This window comes from Scytonema sp. PCC 10023, assembly GCF_963920835.1.
GTDB lineage: Bacteria > Cyanobacteriota > Cyanobacteriia > Cyanobacteriales > Nostocaceae > Kalymmatonema.
Genome location: NZ_CAWUDP010000019.1, coordinates 15,615 through 31,277, shown reverse-complemented (window position 1 = coordinate 31,277; position 15,663 = coordinate 15,615). Strand labels below are relative to the sequence as shown.

Genomic DNA, 15,663 nt, shown 5'->3' with positions numbered 1-15,663 from the left:
ATGAAAATTGCTATTAGAGAAGCGACTCAACAGGAAGACCGAATTATTGCAAGGCACTTTTATCAAATGTCGAAAGACCTTGGTGTTCCTGATGATAATATCAATCCTGACTGGCTGGATATTATTCTTCAGTTTATAGAACAGGCTCGTCAATTATTTTACAAAGCGTTTGTGGCAGAGGTTGATGGTGCAATTGTAGGTTCTGCAAGTTGTCAACTCTATACAATCAAAGGTCTTTACCCAAATATTCTCAAGCAGCAATATCGCAAAACTGGTTACATTTGGGGCGTTTACGTTGAACCATCTTACCGCAGGCAAGGCATTGCTAAGCAATTAACTAGCACGACGGTTAAGTATTTGAAAGGAATTGGTTGTACGCGAGTACGTCTTGACGCCTCTGTCATGGGAAAACCAGTTTATGAAAGCCTTGGTTTTTCTAGTGGCAATGCTATGCAGTTGGATTTAATTGATACTAGTTCTTTTTAGTTTTGATGTATGTGGACGGGCAAGATGCCCATCCCACTTATAGAAGCATAATTGGAGTACAAAATTATGAGTCCTTTAGACAACGCAATTAACCAAGAACAGTTGACTCCTACACAACGTAGTCAAATTAAGCGAGTTTCTCAACGGGGTCATTATGAGCGTCAGCTGATTTATGAGATTTTAGATGAAGGGTTAATCTGTTATGTAGGATTTGTTGTAGATAATCAGCCGTTTGTGATTCCAACTGCTTACGGTCGTGTGGAAGACAAAATATACATTCATGGTTCGCCAGCAAGTCGGATGTTGCGTTCTCTACTTACTGGTATTGAAGTTTGCGTGACAGTTACTTTGCTGGATGGCTTAGTACTGGCGCGCTCAGCGTTTCACCACTCTATGAATTACCGTTCTGTAGTGATATTTGGTACAGCTACTGTCGTGCAAGACAGTGAGCAAAAGCTAGAAGCGCTACGAGCTTTTACTGAGCACATCGTACCAGAAAGATGGCCAGAGGTACGCCCACCCAACCGTCAGGAATTACAGGGAACTTTAGTGCTTTCTCTACCTATTACAGAAGCGTCTGCTAAAGTGCGGACAGGTTCACCTCTCGATGATGAGGAAGACTATAGTTTACCTGTATGGGCGGGTGTTTTGCCTTTGCAAGTGGTTGCTGGTGATGCGATCGCCGACCCACGTTTGCACAAAAAAATTACTCTACCAGATTATGTACAAAATTACACTCGTCTTGTTGCGGGGCGCGAGTAGCAGGCGATACTATAGGCGAAAATGAGGCTTGTTTTGCTTAATTTCTCACCAATTCTCTATGTCCAATCGCACAATAGACAAGGTATCATCTGTGTAAAGGAAGAGCTTTGCTCCCCGACCAAAGGCTCGGAAAGACTTTATTTGTTTTCCGCTTTGATCCACAGGTATCAACTCTTGAAATTCCTTGGTGTCTAGGGAAACAAGAAACAATGAATCCGGCTTATAATAATCACCGGTAAACAAGGCATAATCGCCATAGTCACCATCAAACAGGGCGTGATATTCTTTGTTGACTGCAAAAGCACGAGAGTACCGAAGGGGAAAAGGGAAGTATTCTCTACGAATCTCAAAGTTTGATATATGAATTAAACAAAATTCTCCCGGATAGTAAGCTGTATCGCAGTAAGTCCAGATGTCGCGCTCTGATGCAACATTCATTCTATAGCAGAATAACGTAGACAAGCTTGAGTGTGTAGATGAACTTTCACTTGAATACTTGAAAATGAAATTTCCGGTTTCATCCAAACATACAAGTTCCGTTCCCCATCCACAATCAGATGTTATCCAAATTTGTCGAGTTTCAGTTGCTTGAATATCTTCAACACCGTCACGGACACGAAATGAGTGAATGAGTTCACCATAAGACGAATAAATGTGAGCGTTCTTGTCGTGATAGTTTGCTCGTGCGCGAACGACAAGCCACCGATCTGACCCCATTGGTTGGATATCATGGTAGTTGTCGCGTGTTGGCGGCAGATCAACGTGTTTGAGTACTTCTCCCAAAAAGTAATAAATGCGGTAGTTCTTGATACTATGAGATCGAAGTTTGACATGACCGTTTGGGTATCGAGAATCTGGTGTCTTGTCGAGTGATAGAATGACAGGCGTTCCGCAGAAACCAACGCTCACGGTGATCAGATTTCTTCCCTGAAGAATTTCCCTTAGATTAAGCAGGTGTTTGGTCTCAAGTTCTCTCATTGATATTCTCTGTTGTCTGCGAGGATAAACGTAGACAAAGCAGTATCGTGCCGCACGCTACCCCCACGACTTCGACAAGGCCAGGACTTAGGCATTTTAACGAAAAACTGTCATTCTGAGTGTAGCGAAGCGCGAAACGAAGAACTCCCTTGATACTTCGCTACACTCCGTTTCGCTCAGTATGACATTCTCCACTTTGCGTAAGTCCTGAAGGCAAAGAAAAGGTCAGTTTAATAGAAAATAAGTGCCTACAATAATATTAGTAAATTTACTGAGTCAGTAGTGCGAGCGCAGAGGATATATTCAGTATCGTCGCAGTATACTATGGCTCATGAATTCCTCTGCAACAACATCTTGGAATGAAGTCCGTGCTGCATTTCAAAAAATCTGGGGTTATGAAGATTTCCGTCCACCGCAAGGAGAAATTATCCAGAGTTTGTTGGCAAAAAAAGACGCGCTGATTATCATGCCTACAGGTGGGGGAAAGTCAATTTGCTTTCAACTTCCGGCACTGCTACAAACTGGATTAACGCTCGTTATTTCACCTTTAGTAGCGCTGATGGAAAACCAAGTGCAGGAACTTCGGGAACGCAATTTACCAGCTGCGCTTTTGCATAGCGAATTGCCGTCTGACACGCGACGTAAAACTTTGCAAGCTTTGGGACGACAAGAGTTAAGATTACTTTACTTGTCTCCAGAAACTTTACTAAGCAAGCCTGTGTGGGAAAAGTTGTGCCAGCCGCAAGTTGTGATTAATGGCTTGATACTAGATGAAGCGCATTGTTTGGTACAGTGGGGAGACACTTTTAGACCAGCTTATCAAAGGTTGGGGACGGTACGACCAGCGCTACTCAAATCAAAACCATTGGGAACAAATATAGCGCTAGCCGCTTTTACCGCCACCGCGGACCCTCTAGCCCAAACTAAAATTCGACAAATTCTTGAGCTGCAGCAACCCGCAGTTTTTTGCATTTTTCCTTACCGATCTAATATTAACCTTTTTATTCGCATAATTTGGACGCCAAGAGGCAGAAAGCAACAATTATTAAAATTTCTTTTAGATAAACGACAACAAACTGGGTTAGTTTACGTTCGTACAAGGCGAGATAGCGAGGAGTTGGCTGTATGGCTGCAAGAAAAAGGTTACGCTACAGCAGCTTATCATGCAGGATTGGGCGCAGAGGAACGCCGCGCCGTAGAAGCACAATGGCTGAGTGGAAAAATGCTGTTTGTTATCTGTACCTGTGCTTTTGGTATGGGGATAAATAAAAGTGATGTGCGTTGGGTGGTTCATTTTCACCCGCCGTTGTTAATTTCAGAGTACGTGCAGGAAATTGGACGCGCTGGACGTGATGGGAAACCAGCCGAGGCGCTGATGTTGATCAGTGAACCTACGGGGTGGTTAGATCCAGAGGATAAGCAAAGACAAAAGTTTTTTCAGGAGAATTTGCACAAGCAACAGCTATCGGCGCAGCAAGTGCTGAAAAAATTACCAAAAACAGGGGAAGTGAATGCTGTGGCGAGAGAATTTCCCAATGGGGCGATCGCTCTTTCTCTGCTACACAGCAGCGGACAACTCCAGTGGCTTGACCCTTTTCATTACACTATCGTTTCAGGGGCGAAAACTGAGCCAGTTGCACAATTGCAAGCAGCGAAGCAAATGAATCAGTATCTTAGTACTAAGCAGTGTCGCTGGCGTTTTTTATTAAGTGCTTTTGGTTTTGAGGAAGAGATGAAGAACTGGCGTTGTGGTCACTGCGATAATTGCTCATAATTAAGGGATTGGGGATTGGGGTAAGGTGCGAGTATTGCCCAGTCTCCCCAATTCCCAGTCCCCAGTCGCCAATCCCCATTTAAAACTGGCGCAAAAAGCGAAGGTCGCTAGCATAAAGACGGCGAATATCATCAATTTGATGCAGAACCATTGCGAAGCGTTCTACACCAAAACCAGCGGCGAATCCAGTATAAACTTCTGGGTCGTAACCCACAGCTTTGAGGACATTTGGATCGACCATTCCGCAACCCATCACTTCTAGCCAGCGACCCTTCCACTGTAAATCAACTTCAGCAGAAGGTTCTGTAAAGGGGAAATAACTAGCGCGGAAGCGAATGGGTAACTCGCCAAACATTGCCTCCAAAAATACCTTAATGGTGCCTTTGAGGTCAGTAAACGTTAGTCCCTCATCAATTGCTAAAAGTTCTATCTGATGGAAAACCGCTGAGTGTGTTGCATCTACGTTATCTCTCCGGTAGACTCGCCCTGGTGCAACGACGCGAACCGGCGGTTCCTCAGTTTCCATGTAACGAATTTGTACCGATGAGGTGTGAGTCCGCAAGAGATTTCCGTCTGGTAGGTAGAAGGTATCCTGCATATCACGGGCGGGGTGGTCGGGAGGAGTGTTGAGAGCCTCAAAGTTATAGTAATCTGTTTCCATCTCTGGTCCTTGAGCTACGGTGTAGCCCAAACCGACAAAGATATCCAAAGCTTTGTCGATGATGCCATTAAGGGGATGAACGCGACCTTGAGGACGATAAGTTCCTGGCATGGTCACATCCAAAGCTTCAGCTTCTAGCTGTGCCTGAATTTTTGCGCCTTCCAAGACTGCGCGTTGCTGATCTAGGCTGTTTTGCAGGGCTTCTTTGACTGTATTAGCGATCGCTCCTATTGTCGGTCGTTCCTCAGCACTGAGTTGCCCCATACTCCGTAACAGCGCCCCTAGTTGACCCTTTTTCCCTAGGTAGCTGACTCTCAGTTCTTCCAGACGTTCTAGCGTATCAGCGGCGGCGATCGCTTTTTCTCCTTCCTCTCGCAGTTCTAAAAGTTGAGCCTCTAAACTGTTAGTCATTAGTTATTAGTCATTAGTCATTAGTCATTACTGAGCCAGCGCTATGCAGGAGGGGAGCCAGTCCGTTGCGGGGGTTCCCCCCGTTGTAGGACCTGGCGTTTTCCCGAACTCACAGCGACTGGCGTTCGTCGTTCGCGTAGCGTGTCCGTTCGCCCTTGGTGTGCCGTAGGCATAGGACATAGACGTGCCGAAGGCATACCCGAAGGGTCACTAGTCCAAGGCTTTGGGCTACTGGACATTGATTTGTCACGCGACAGTAGTATAGCCCAAACTTCTTTTTACCAGTTTAGCCGCTTTAGAGAACTCCACAACGCACAACGTATGACTCGAAATTTTGAATTTTAGCGTAGGGAGTGCCTTCTGGTCTTGACACTTAAGTAGTAACTAATGACTAATAACTAATGACTAATGACTAATGGCTATTAAGCAATGTCTATGAAAATACTGATTAGCAACGATGATGGGATTTCTGCCCTAGGTATTCGTACTCTAGCAAACACTTTGGCTCAAGCAGGTCATGATATCAGTGTCGTTTGCCCGGATCGGGAGCGATCGGCAACTGGGCATGGCTTAACGATGCACCAACCAATTCGCGCCGAAATTGTGGACTCGATTTTTCATCCTGCTGTCAAAGCTTGGGCTTGTGATGGGACTCCTTCTGACTGTGTGAAGTTGGCGCTGTGGGCTTTGTTGGATTCTCCACCAGATTTAGTTTTGTCTGGGATTAATCATGGTGCTAATTTAGGAACCGAAATTCTCTACTCTGGTACTGTTTCTGCAGCAATGGAAGGTTTGATTGAAGGTCTTCCCAGTATAGCGTTAAGTCTTGCCAGTCATACTAGTAAAGACTTTCAGCCTGCTGCTAACTTTGCCAAAATCTTGGTAGGGCAACTGGCGCAAAACCCTCTACCAGATTTGATGTTACTTAACGTGAATATCCCTGCTGTTAAATGGGAAGAAATTGCAGGAGTGGCTCTTACGCGTCAAGGAGTGCGGCGTTACGTAGATGTGTTTGATAAGCGAGTAGACCCTCGTGGTAAAACATACTACTGGTTAACCGGAGAAGTTTTAGAAGATGTGGAACCGACGGTAGATTTCAATATTCCCCAAAATATACCTATAGACGTACATGTCATCCGTAAAAACTACATCAGTATAACGCCCTTGCAATACAATCTTACTTATGCCAATGGATTGAACAAATTATCTCAATGGAACTTTAAGTTTCTGTAAAGTCTTTTCGGCATGGAGGCGACTATATCAAGGGTTCATAAATGCATGACAGGAAAATATAGGTTATAAAGTAGGAGCGTCATTGAAGATCAGCCATACGCAAACTTTCGGAAAATCTGAGACTGCCATCTGCAAATTTTTCATATATGAACAAAAAAGCAACCTTAAACAAGGTATGCTGTTTTACCAAGAAATTCCTCCACCATCAAAAGCCGTGAGACAACATAAACTTAACAAAATAGATCACCATTTTTTGTATTGATTGCCCGGTGAGTCCAGCAAGCAACACTCATGTCTAGGATAGAAAATCAATTTACCGTGCATTTTTGGGGCGTTCGCGGCAGTATCCCCTGTCCGGGATCACACACCGTCCGTTATGGCGGGAATACCCCTTGCGTTGAGATGCAAGTGGGCGGCAAACGCTTAATTTTTGATGGAGGCACAGGACTGCATGTTTTAGGGCAATCTTTGTTGCCTAGTATGCCGATAGAGGCTGACATTTTCTTCACCCACTCCCACTGGGATCATATGCAAGGGTTCCCGTTCTTTTCCCCGGGGTTTATCAAGGGAAACATCTTTCATATTCACGGTGCGATCGCTCCCGATGGTTCAACCATTGAACAGCGTCTCAATGACCAGATGCTGCACCCAAATTTTCCCGTTCCCTTGCAGATCATGCAGGCAAATTTAGATTTCCACAACGTTATACCAGGGCAACCCATTCACACTCATGACATTACTGTAGAAACAGCTCCACTGAACCATCCAGGTGAAGCTATAGGCTACAGAGTTAACTGGCGTGGTGGCGCTGCTGCTTATATTACTGATACTGAACATTATCCTGATAGGCTAGATGAAAACGTTTTATGGTTAGCTCGTAATGCCGACATTCTGATTTACGATTCCACCTACACTGACGATGAGTATAATTGCCCAAAAAAGCCTAAAATTGGCTGGGGACATTCGACATGGCAAGAAGCTGTGAAGGTAGCCAAAGCCGCTAATGTTAAAACTCTGGTGATTTTTCACCACGACCCATCGCATGATGATGAGTTTTTGGATCGTGTCGGACAAGAAGCAGCACAGAAATTTCCTGGTGCTATTATGGCACGTGAAGGAATGGTGCTCCAAGTTCCTGTACCATTTCCTTTATCAGAATCTTTTTCTGTTAGTAAGTTTTCTGCTTATAGCTTGCAGTCGGAGCAACTTTAGATTTTGGATTAGATTGGTGATTAGGAGCTTTCAGCAGTCAGCACACAGGAAGTTCTGAGCAATGAGTTCTGAGTGGAGTGACTTGTTATCCTACTGATGACTCGTTACTAGGTGCTTATAACTGTGCTAGCTGAGAGCTGTAGACCCCGAAGGGCTTTCCCTAGGGTTCGCTTGAAGCTACAAAATCTTAAATCCCAGAATCGACGTGCTAAATTTGTCTCAAAATGGGTGTTCTGTGTGGGTTACTTCTTCGACCGAATTGGCTTTAACTCCAACTTTTGTTGCTCTTGGCAAATTTGACGGCGTACATCTTGGTCATCAGAGGGTAATTCAACCGATATTGCCCCCTATGAGGACACAAGAGGACGTGGGGAATTCTTCGGCGTTTGCGTCACTCTCCACCCCGTCCTCACACGTCTACTCGACGGTTGTCACTTTTGATCCGCATCCACAAGAATTTTTTACTGGGCAACCCCGTACTTGGTTAACACCACTGGATGAAAAAATTCATGCCTTGCGATCGCTCTTAGTAGAACAACTGGTACTACTACCCTTTGGCAAAGAATTATCTGCTTTAACTCCTGAAGAGTTTGTAGAAAAAATTCTGGTCCAACAACTGCAAGCTGCACGAATTAGCGTCGGGCAAGACTTTTGCTTTGGTTCCAACCGCAGTGGTACTGCTGCTGATTTGCAATTGCTCGCCGCCAAGTACGGCATTCCCGTTACCATTGTTCCTCTAGAAACTTGTACCCGTAATCAGTCCCCAGACAACAGTGGTGCCAGTGTTACTTCCAGCCAGGAAACTCGCATTAGCACTTCATTGATCCGGCAACTCTTACAAAGTGGCGACATTCAACAAGCAAACCAGCTCTTAGGACGTGCCTACACTCTCATCGGTACTGTTGTCAAAGGTCAACAACTGGGCAGAACGATTGGCTTTCCCACTGCCAACTTAGAAATACCAAAAGACAAGTTTTTGCCTTGCCAAGGTGTTTACGCTGTTCGTGTTTTTACCGTCGGTGAGACACTAGACACTCCTGAAAATAGTTACTTGGGGGTAATGAATATAGGTCATCGCCCAACGGTAAATGGTATGTATCAATCTGTAGAAGTCCATTTGTTCGATTGGTCTGGTGATTTGTATGGCAAAAAGCTAGTGGTGCAGCTAGAAAGATTTTTGCGACCAGAACAAAAATTTTCTTCTCTAGAAGCCCTGAAAACACAAATTCAACAAGATTGCGCTGTCGCCAGAGCTTTTTTTAGTGCCGGGCGTTAGTTTATCTCTGCTGAGGGAATACTAATGAAGGGAATAGGGAATGTCTAAGGGAAAAGCTAGTTCCTATTCCCCATTCCCTATTCCTTTATTAATGAGTGCATCAGAGAAAAAATTGATGCTTTGACACAAAACCTGGCTCTTACCATTGTTGGGAAAAGCGAGACAATACGTTTAGTGCTAGTTGCTTTGTTAGCTGGCGGTCATGCTCTACTAGAAGATGTTCCTGGGGTGCTTTAATTAATCGGAGTAAGAGGAAAGCTGCTTATCGTTGACTGATACAATCTTATCCAAGCGAATTTCAGTCCCATCCTTTAGCTTAAGAAAATCAGCTTTATTTGCAGCGTAAACATCGACAATCAAACCTTGCACTTCCACTAACTCATTCGCTGCATTCGAGTAAACAATTCGGCATTCCTGGCGCAACGTCGCCAATGCTTCTAATTCATCATGAAAGTCACAACTGACCGGGATATACGCATCCATTGCGCTTCAGTTCCTGCATATTCTACAACTGTAGTTTAACTCTTCTTTAATAAAAGCATCTGTGTGCAATCCTCAGAGATAAGCAACTATTATGCCCGCATCCCCACCATCACCAAGTTCACCAATTCTTCCGCAAATCCATCGTCCAACGGCGCATGCTTCAGTAATAAGCGATACCAAACAGGACCATAAATCGCATCAATCACCAATTCCAAATTCAAGTTTGGGCGTAGTTCACCGCGTGCCATTCCCCGCTCTAAAATCGTACGCGTAGCTTCTGTGCGGCTTTCGAGAAACTGTTCGCGAAACGCCTTAGCGATATTCGGGTCTGTTTGCGCTTCAGCAATCAGCCCGGTGACAGCAGCACCTGCTGTCGTTTTTGTCAACACTGTAAAAAGTTGTCGCAGAATTTGGCACAAGTCTTTTTTAACCAAACCTGTATCGGGTGTAGGAACATTAGGCGCGGCTTGGGATGCATATGCTTCCATAATCACTGCGGCTTTGGAAGACCACCAGCGGTAAATAGTTTGTTTTCCCACGCCAGCACGGGCGGCGATCGCCTCAATACAAAGTGCGCCATACCCTTTCTCCTGCAATAACTCCGCCGCCGCCTTAAGAATAGCCTGATGGGAACGTTGATTTCGCCTACGATTTGAAGGTACTTTCGGGGGAGATAGCGTTTGAGTTTCCTTGTTTTCTATTTTTTGTGGCATGGGTGCAGGCTCTAGACTTATTTCATATTTTTATTTTAAGCGATACGAAACGACTTGTCTCATATAAATCAGACGATACGGTTCGTACAAATTCAGAAGATGAAAGTTGTAGCAATGAGATACGAACAAGAATTGAATAGATTTCGCAAGAATATGCAAGATTACACTTGCTGCGATTCCGTAAAATACTAACGCTTCCCAAACACAGAGAATTTTTATGACAAATTCTTCTCAGGCACGAGTATGGTTGATTACTGGTAGCTCAACTGGTTTTGGTCGGACGTTGGCAGAAGCAGTGTTAGATCAGGGTGAGACAGTGGTGCTAACGGCACGGAACCCGCAGCAGGTAGAAGATTTAACAGCAAAGTTTCCGGATCGTACTTTGGCGCTGCGGTTGGATGTGACAAAACCTACAGAGGTACGGGAAGTGGTGAAACAGGCGAGCCTGCTTTGCAGGAGCTTCGCTAACGCCACCTTTGGACGCATTGATGTTTTGGTCAACAATGCCGGATACGGGACGCTAGGGGCAATTGAAGAAGCCAGCGATGAGGAGATTCGCCGACAATTTGATACCAACGTTTTTGGCGCACTTGATTTAACGCGGGCAGTATTACCCCATTTGCGACAGCAGCGTAGTGGGCATATTATCAATTTCTCCTCAGTGGGAGGCTTTGTGTCCTTTCCAGGCTCAGGAATTTATTGCAGTACTAAATTTGCGCTAGAAGGGATTTCCGAAGCATTAGCCCAAGAAGTTGCGCCCTTTGGTATCAAAGTCATAATAGTTGAGCCTGGTGCGTTCCGTACTGATTTTAGCGGACGTTCTCTTGTCGTCTCTGACACCCAAATTGCGGACTATGAACCAGTGATTGGTCAGTACCGCCAGTGGGTGCAGGATATTGATGGTCAGCAACCAGGAGATCCTAAAAAAGCTGCTTCGGCAATCATTCAAGCTGTTAACAGCGAGAACCCTCCATTGAGATTGGCACTTGGGGCAGATGCTGTAAATGCGATCGATGCCAAGCTTAAAACCGTAAAAGCCGAATTAGATGCATGGAGACAAGTTGCTGTTGATACTGCTTTTGAGGGAGTTACGGTGAGTGCAATAGGTGGATAAATACCAGGGTGTGCTTGCCCGCTTACTACTCAGCTTCCATAGACTAGCTTGTTTATGTTTCAGTCAATAACTCAATCTAAACCTGTTGCCTTAATTCTCGGTGCGACTGGCAGAACAGGTTCTCACTTAGTCAACCTGCTAGAAAAAGACAGTGGTCCAGACAATCTTGAGATTCGGGTTGCAGTTCGCAAACCCGAACAGGCTGAAACTTTCACAAAACGGGGTATTGCGACGGTACATCTTGACCTTGATGACCTCTCAACCTATGAAAGCGCATTGCAAGGTGTACAGCGCCTATTTATGATTACTGGATACACCGTGGAAATGCTCAGCCAAGGTAAAAACCTGACTGATGCTGCCAAAAATGCAGGCGTTGACTATATCGTTCATGTTGGCACCTTCCACCAACCAGGTCGCCCGCAAACAAAACTCATTCGCCATTACATCTGGCATCAACTTATCGAAACGTACATAGAAGCCAGCGGTATCGCTTGGACTCACTTGCACCCCAATGCATTCATGCAAAACTTCTTCGGTGCAGTGCAGGATGGCAAACTTCGCATGTTCTTTGGTCATGAACGCGTGGGATTAGTGGATTGTTATGACCTTGCTCGTGTTGCTGCTGCTGCGCTACGCCACCCGCAAAAGCACACAAGAAAACGATATTTTCTGAGTGTGGAAGCGCTGACGATGACGGAAGCTGCACAAATCCTCTCGGAAGAACTGGGCAAACCCATCAGCTACGAACCATTACCCGCCTCGGATTTGCGAAAGTTACCTCTTGGTGAAGCAATGGAACCTGCCTATTTTGAGTGCATTGTCCGTCAGATGGAATTGCTTCAAGCTGGACAACTCCCTGATTTTGCGGATGTTTATGACAATATTCCAGAAATTATTGGAGAACAACCGATAATGTTCCGCGAATTTGTTAGAAATAATCATGTTTTGTTTGAGAAAACATAAGTTGAGAAATTAACAAGAGTACAGTTAGGAATTTCACTTTTTAAGCACAACAAAGAGCTACTGAAACCTCATGTTTGAAATCAATTTATGAACGACGCTAAACTCCAACTATTACTAAATAGAGCAGAATTAGCGATATCGTAACCCGTTATGCAATGGGAATGGATCTACAGGATTGGACATTGTTTCGTTCATGCTTAAGTGATGAAGTAGAAGCTGATTATTCGGAAGCTACGGGTCAACCAGCCGCTACCATGAAAGCAAACGATTTTGTGGCTTTCATACAAGGCATTTTAAGCACAGAAAAATTAAGAACCCAAACGCTAAGTACCAACCACGCAATCACGATTGAGGGCGATCGCGCAACCTGTGTTTCGTACTACGTTGCACAGCACTACTTACCAAAAGATAGCGGGAGTGGAGAAGCGTTTAATGTACATGGCTGGTACACAGATACGTTAATCCAAACTGCACAAGGCTGGAAAATAAATGGGGTCAAAGTAACTGTTCGTTGGACATGGACAAGCTGACCCAGAGTTGACGCAAGCGATGCAGCCCTCGTTTGCGATACTTCAAGAAACTGGCAATAAGAAAGTCAGCAATCCGCTTCTTATCCAGTACTGGAGTACGACACCTTACAAATTAGGCTCTCAAGCTATCAAGTTCTCTGTCAAACCTCAACAACAAGAAGAGGTTTCTGATTCACTACCCGACTCTGAGAATTACCTGCACGAAGCAATAGTCAAACATCTGACCGATGAAGGAAAGGACGCTTTTTTTGACTTTTTGATTCAAGTTTATGTAGATGAAGAAAAGACTCCAGTTGAAAATCCAATGCAGGAGTGGAAAGAGGAGGATTCACCTTTTATCAAGGTGGCTACTATTAGGATTCCTAGCCAAAAGTTTGATTTTGATGAGCGAAAACGGTTGGATGAGGGGTTGTCTTTCAATCCTTGGCATACTTTATCTGATCATGAACCAATTGGTAGTGTGAATTTAGCTCGGAAAAAAATCTATCAAGAACTTGCTAAATATCGACGCGAGGAAATTGAAAAGCGTTTGAGAGAGCCGCAACCTTTCGCTTTTGTACAGGATGAGCCTCGTTAAATGTATCTCTTGCAAAAGTCAATTTTTTTGAATATAAAACCACAGATGGACACAGATGGACACAGATAATTTATCTGCATGCATATGCGGTTCCAAATATCCTTAATATCATGTTCGGCTAGTTACCCATAATAAAACTTGTTTGTAGTAAGGATTTTAGTCTTTGCTTTAGTTGAAGAGGACTAAAGTCCTCACTACGAACTTCCCCAGGGTTATTTAACAGAACATGAGCAAATACCAGATTTTTGCAAGAAATAAATTTAATGAACTACAAAAAACGCACAGAATACAGAGGAAGAGATTTACAATGTCTAGTAACAACAAAAAAGTTTGGTTGATTACAGGTAGTTCGAGTGGGTTTGGACGCGCTTTAGCAGAAGCTGTTCTCAAGCATGGCGATCGCCTGATCGCTACCGCCCGCAAACCGGAACAACTGAACGACTTAGTTAGTCAATACCCAGAAACTGTCAAAGCCGTCCGGTTGGATATTACCAATAAAACGGCAGTCAAAGCAGCCGTGGATGCCGCCCTAGAAGCTTTTGGGCGCATTGATGTCCTTGTCAACAATGCTGGCTACGGTTTGATTGGTGCGTTGGAGGAAGTCAGTGATGAGCAGATCTGGCGTAATTTTGACACTAACCTTTTTGGTGCAAATAAAACTTTAGCCCCCTTTTTAAGGGGGTTGGGGGATCGAAAACGAGGCTAAATTGGGTGTTTGAGCGTGATTGTTGACATGTATGAGCAATGCTCAGTACCCCTACCATTTGGTTTGTACTTTATGCAAATAACAAGCGCTGTAATTACAAATTATTAATTATTTGCACCGACTTGCTGTTGCTGTTGTTGATTTTGCAAAGCACCATACAACCTATTAAGTGCATTCACGTAAGCCTGAGCTGATGCCACAATGATATCTGTATTCGCCGCATGACCGGAAAACACTCTACCTTCATGCTTAAGACGGATAGTCACTTCCCCAATAGCGTCAATTCCTGCTGTGACTGACTGTACAGAAAACTCAATCAATTGGTTCGGTACATTAACGACACGGTTGATGGCTTTGTAAACCGCATCTACTGGTCCTGTACCAATCGCTGCATCAATCAATTCTTCTCCTTCTGGAGTACGGAGTGTAACCGTTGCAGTAGGACGGGCGTTGCTACCGCAGGAAACTTGTACTAATTCCAAACGGAACAAATCAGGAGCTTGTTGGATTTCATCATTAACAATGGCTTCCAAATCCCAATCGGAAATTTCTTTCTTTTTATCCGCTACTTCTTTGAATCTAACAAATGCTTTATTTAATTCAGTTTCTGTTAGTTCATAGCCCAATTCTTTCAAGCGAGTCCGGAAAGCATTTCTTCCTGAATGTTTGCCCAAAACAATTTGATTTTCTGTTAATCCAATGAGTTGGGCATCCATTATTTCATAGGTGAGCTTATTTTTCAGCACACCGTCTTGGTGAATTCCAGATTCGTGAGCAAAGGCATTCGCCCCGACAATTGCTTTATTTGGTTGGACTAGCATTCCTGTCAAGCTAGAAACTTGACGGGATGTTTTGTAAATTTGTTTGGTGTCAATATTTGTTAAAGGTTCTTCCGAATCAATTGAACGTCCTAAGAAGGGGTTGAAATATTGCCGCCGGACGTGCAAAGCCATGACCAATTCTTCTAATGCCGCATTTCCCGCACGTTCACCAATACCATTGATAGTACACTCTAACTGCCTTGCACCATTTTTTACAGCCTCTAAGAAGTTAGCAACTGCCAAGCCTAAATCATTATGTCCATGAACAGAAATAATTGCTTGATCAATGTTAGGAACGTTTTCTTTAATGCCTTTAATCAGCGCTCCGAATTCACTTGGGGTGGTATAACCCACGGTATCAGGAATATTAACTGTTGTTGCTCCGGCGGCGATCGCTCGCTCTAATACTTGATAAAGAAATTCTGGGTCAGAACGTCCAGCATCTTCCGGAGAGAATTCTACATCATTAGTGAAGGTTTTGGCGTAAGCCACCATTTCTTCAGCGATTGCCACAACTTCTGATTTTGTCTTTTTCAGCTTGTACTTGAGGTGAATATCGCTTGTCGCAATAAAGGTGTGAATTCTCCCTTTTGCGGCTGGCTTAATTGCTTGGGCTGCTGTTTTTATATCTTCTTGTCGCGCTCTTGCTAAAGAGCAAATCACTGGACCATCTTCTGTCCCCACAATTTGGGCAATCTTGCTCACAGCCTCAAAATCTCCAGGGCTGGCAAAGGCAAAGCCTGCCTCAATAATATCTACACCCAAACGCGCCAACTGCTTAGCGATAGTGAGTTTTTCATCTATATTCAGTGTTGCTCCCGGACACTGCTCGCCATCTCGAAGTGTCGTGTCAAAGATGATTATTCGCTCTGGTTTGGTATTCATTTGCACTTTGTTGTTGAGTTTTTACTTGTGATTTTAAATACCTTCTACGTTATTTTTTTTGCTACTAACTTTGTAAAT

Annotated in this window: 17 protein-coding genes and 1 pseudogene; 13 read left to right on the top strand and 5 right to left on the bottom strand. The window is 44.2% G+C overall.

Features of this window, described 5'->3' with window-relative positions:
* Both ACM0OZ_RS13660 and ACM0OZ_RS13655 read left to right on the top strand, forming a co-directional pair.
* On the top strand, positions 1-486 hold the full coding sequence (locus ACM0OZ_RS13660) for a GNAT family N-acetyltransferase (protein WP_414583364.1): 486 nt from the start codon (positions 1-3) through the stop codon (positions 484-486).
* A gap of 66 nt (positions 487-552) precedes the next feature.
* A complete protein-coding gene (locus ACM0OZ_RS13655; RefSeq protein ID WP_414583363.1) occupies positions 553-1,248 on the top strand; it encodes a pyridoxamine 5'-phosphate oxidase family protein in 696 nt (231 codons plus the stop codon).
* Between the two features lie 45 nt (positions 1,249-1,293).
* On the opposite strand, the gene ACM0OZ_RS13650 is transcribed toward ACM0OZ_RS13655, so the two are convergent.
* Positions 1,294-2,226 carry a hypothetical protein gene (locus tag ACM0OZ_RS13650; protein ID WP_414583362.1) on the bottom strand — a complete coding sequence of 311 codons (933 nt, stop codon included), beginning with the start codon at positions 2,224-2,226 and terminating at the stop codon, positions 1,294-1,296.
* Between the two features lie 331 nt (positions 2,227-2,557).
* Here ACM0OZ_RS13650 and ACM0OZ_RS13645 point away from each other — a divergent pair, with 331 nt between their 5' ends.
* The gene (locus tag ACM0OZ_RS13645; protein ID WP_414583361.1) at positions 2,558-4,000 is read left to right on the top strand and encodes a RecQ family ATP-dependent DNA helicase; all 1,443 of its coding nucleotides are present in this window, start codon (positions 2,558-2,560) and stop codon (positions 3,998-4,000) included.
* 79 nt (positions 4,001-4,079) lie between these two features.
* On the opposite strand, the gene pheS is transcribed toward ACM0OZ_RS13645, so the two are convergent.
* Positions 4,080-5,072: a phenylalanine--tRNA ligase subunit alpha gene (pheS, locus tag ACM0OZ_RS13640; protein ID WP_414583360.1), complete on the bottom strand. Its 993-nt coding sequence runs from the start codon at positions 5,070-5,072 to the stop codon at positions 4,080-4,082.
* Between the two features lie 141 nt (positions 5,073-5,213).
* On the opposite strand from pheS, the gene ACM0OZ_RS13635 reads away from it, so the two are divergent.
* The 5 genes and pseudogenes from ACM0OZ_RS13635 to ACM0OZ_RS13615 all read left to right on the top strand — a co-directional run.
* Positions 5,214-5,417 (top strand): hypothetical protein, encoded by a 204-nt coding sequence (locus tag ACM0OZ_RS13635; protein WP_414583359.1) that lies wholly within the window; start codon positions 5,214-5,216, stop codon positions 5,415-5,417.
* Positions 5,418-5,507: 90 nt separating this feature from the next.
* Positions 5,508-6,305, top strand: a complete 798-nt coding sequence (gene surE / locus ACM0OZ_RS13630) for a 5'/3'-nucleotidase SurE (protein ID WP_414583443.1) — start codon at positions 5,508-5,510, stop codon at positions 6,303-6,305.
* Between the two features lie 291 nt (positions 6,306-6,596).
* Positions 6,597-7,517 carry an MBL fold metallo-hydrolase gene (locus ACM0OZ_RS13625; protein WP_414583358.1) on the top strand — a complete coding sequence of 307 codons (921 nt, stop codon included), beginning with the start codon at positions 6,597-6,599 and terminating at the stop codon, positions 7,515-7,517.
* 205 nt (positions 7,518-7,722) lie between these two features.
* Positions 7,723-8,793 carry a bifunctional riboflavin kinase/FAD synthetase gene (locus ACM0OZ_RS13620; protein WP_414583357.1) on the top strand — a complete coding sequence of 357 codons (1,071 nt, stop codon included), beginning with the start codon at positions 7,723-7,725 and terminating at the stop codon, positions 8,791-8,793.
* A gap of 99 nt (positions 8,794-8,892) precedes the next feature.
* Positions 8,893-9,024 (top strand): annotated as a pseudogene (locus tag ACM0OZ_RS13615) (magnesium chelatase); the annotation flags it as partial.
* A gap of 6 nt (positions 9,025-9,030) precedes the next feature.
* Here the strand turns inward: ACM0OZ_RS13615 and ACM0OZ_RS13610 are convergent.
* Together ACM0OZ_RS13610 and ACM0OZ_RS13605 are read right to left on the bottom strand one after the other, a co-directional pair.
* Positions 9,031-9,276 (bottom strand): hypothetical protein, encoded by a 246-nt coding sequence (locus ACM0OZ_RS13610; RefSeq protein ID WP_073627680.1) that lies wholly within the window; start codon positions 9,274-9,276, stop codon positions 9,031-9,033.
* An 89-nt stretch (positions 9,277-9,365) separates the two neighbouring features.
* A complete protein-coding gene (locus ACM0OZ_RS13605) occupies positions 9,366-9,989 on the bottom strand; it encodes a TetR/AcrR family transcriptional regulator (RefSeq protein ID WP_414583356.1) in 624 nt (207 codons plus the stop codon).
* Between the two features lie 217 nt (positions 9,990-10,206).
* On the opposite strand from ACM0OZ_RS13605, the gene ACM0OZ_RS13600 reads away from it, so the two are divergent.
* The 5 genes from ACM0OZ_RS13600 to ACM0OZ_RS13580 all read left to right on the top strand — a co-directional run bounded on the left by ACM0OZ_RS13600 (position 10,207) and on the right by ACM0OZ_RS13580 (position 13,879).
* A complete protein-coding gene (locus tag ACM0OZ_RS13600; protein WP_414583355.1) occupies positions 10,207-11,103 on the top strand; it encodes an oxidoreductase in 897 nt (298 codons plus the stop codon).
* 54 nt (positions 11,104-11,157) lie between these two features.
* The gene (locus ACM0OZ_RS13595) at positions 11,158-12,066 is read left to right on the top strand and encodes an NmrA family NAD(P)-binding protein (RefSeq protein WP_414583354.1); all 909 of its coding nucleotides are present in this window, start codon (positions 11,158-11,160) and stop codon (positions 12,064-12,066) included.
* A gap of 128 nt (positions 12,067-12,194) precedes the next feature.
* Positions 12,195-12,596 carry a nuclear transport factor 2 family protein gene (locus tag ACM0OZ_RS13590; RefSeq protein ID WP_414583442.1) on the top strand — a complete coding sequence of 134 codons (402 nt, stop codon included), beginning with the start codon at positions 12,195-12,197 and terminating at the stop codon, positions 12,594-12,596.
* A gap of 19 nt (positions 12,597-12,615) precedes the next feature.
* A complete protein-coding gene (locus ACM0OZ_RS13585) occupies positions 12,616-13,173 on the top strand; it encodes a hypothetical protein (protein ID WP_414583353.1) in 558 nt (185 codons plus the stop codon).
* Between the two features lie 307 nt (positions 13,174-13,480).
* Complete coding sequence (locus ACM0OZ_RS13580) at positions 13,481-13,879, top strand: SDR family NAD(P)-dependent oxidoreductase (protein WP_414583352.1); 399 nt, start codon at positions 13,481-13,483, stop codon at positions 13,877-13,879.
* A gap of 104 nt (positions 13,880-13,983) precedes the next feature.
* Here ACM0OZ_RS13580 and ACM0OZ_RS13575 read toward each other — a convergent pair whose 3' ends face one another.
* Positions 13,984-15,585 carry a 2-isopropylmalate synthase gene (locus ACM0OZ_RS13575; RefSeq protein ID WP_414583351.1) on the bottom strand — a complete coding sequence of 534 codons (1,602 nt, stop codon included), beginning with the start codon at positions 15,583-15,585 and terminating at the stop codon, positions 13,984-13,986.
* Positions 15,586-15,663 lie beyond the last annotated feature (78 nt).

Excerpts from the sequence above, each read along its gene's own strand:
- ACM0OZ_RS13610 (WP_073627680.1), bottom strand. The coding sequence starts at position 9,276 with ATGGATGCGTATATCCCGGTCAGTTGTGACTTTCATGATGAATTAGAA.
- ACM0OZ_RS13585 (WP_414583353.1), top strand. The coding sequence starts at position 12,616 with ATGCAGCCCTCGTTTGCGATACTTCAAGAAACTGGCAATAAGAAAGTC.
- ACM0OZ_RS13600 (WP_414583355.1), top strand. The coding sequence starts at position 10,207 with ATGACAAATTCTTCTCAGGCACGAGTATGGTTGATTACTGGTAGCTCA.
- ACM0OZ_RS13625 (WP_414583358.1), top strand. The coding sequence starts at position 6,597 with ATGTCTAGGATAGAAAATCAATTTACCGTGCATTTTTGGGGCGTTCGC.
- pheS (WP_414583360.1), bottom strand. The coding sequence starts at position 5,072 with ATGACTAACAGTTTAGAGGCTCAACTTTTAGAACTGCGAGAGGAAGGA.
- ACM0OZ_RS13645 (WP_414583361.1), top strand. The coding sequence starts at position 2,558 with ATGAATTCCTCTGCAACAACATCTTGGAATGAAGTCCGTGCTGCATTT.
- ACM0OZ_RS13660 (WP_414583364.1), top strand. The coding sequence starts at position 1 with ATGAAAATTGCTATTAGAGAAGCGACTCAACAGGAAGACCGAATTATT.
- ACM0OZ_RS13595 (WP_414583354.1), top strand. The coding sequence starts at position 11,158 with ATGTTTCAGTCAATAACTCAATCTAAACCTGTTGCCTTAATTCTCGGT.
- ACM0OZ_RS13575 (WP_414583351.1), bottom strand. The coding sequence starts at position 15,585 with ATGAATACCAAACCAGAGCGAATAATCATCTTTGACACGACACTTCGA.
- ACM0OZ_RS13605 (WP_414583356.1), bottom strand. The coding sequence starts at position 9,989 with ATGCCACAAAAAATAGAAAACAAGGAAACTCAAACGCTATCTCCCCCG.
- ACM0OZ_RS13655 (WP_414583363.1), top strand. The coding sequence starts at position 553 with ATGAGTCCTTTAGACAACGCAATTAACCAAGAACAGTTGACTCCTACA.
- ACM0OZ_RS13650 (WP_414583362.1), bottom strand. The coding sequence starts at position 2,226 with ATGAGAGAACTTGAGACCAAACACCTGCTTAATCTAAGGGAAATTCTT.
- ACM0OZ_RS13580 (WP_414583352.1), top strand. The coding sequence starts at position 13,481 with ATGTCTAGTAACAACAAAAAAGTTTGGTTGATTACAGGTAGTTCGAGT.
- surE (WP_414583443.1), top strand. The coding sequence starts at position 5,508 with ATGAAAATACTGATTAGCAACGATGATGGGATTTCTGCCCTAGGTATT.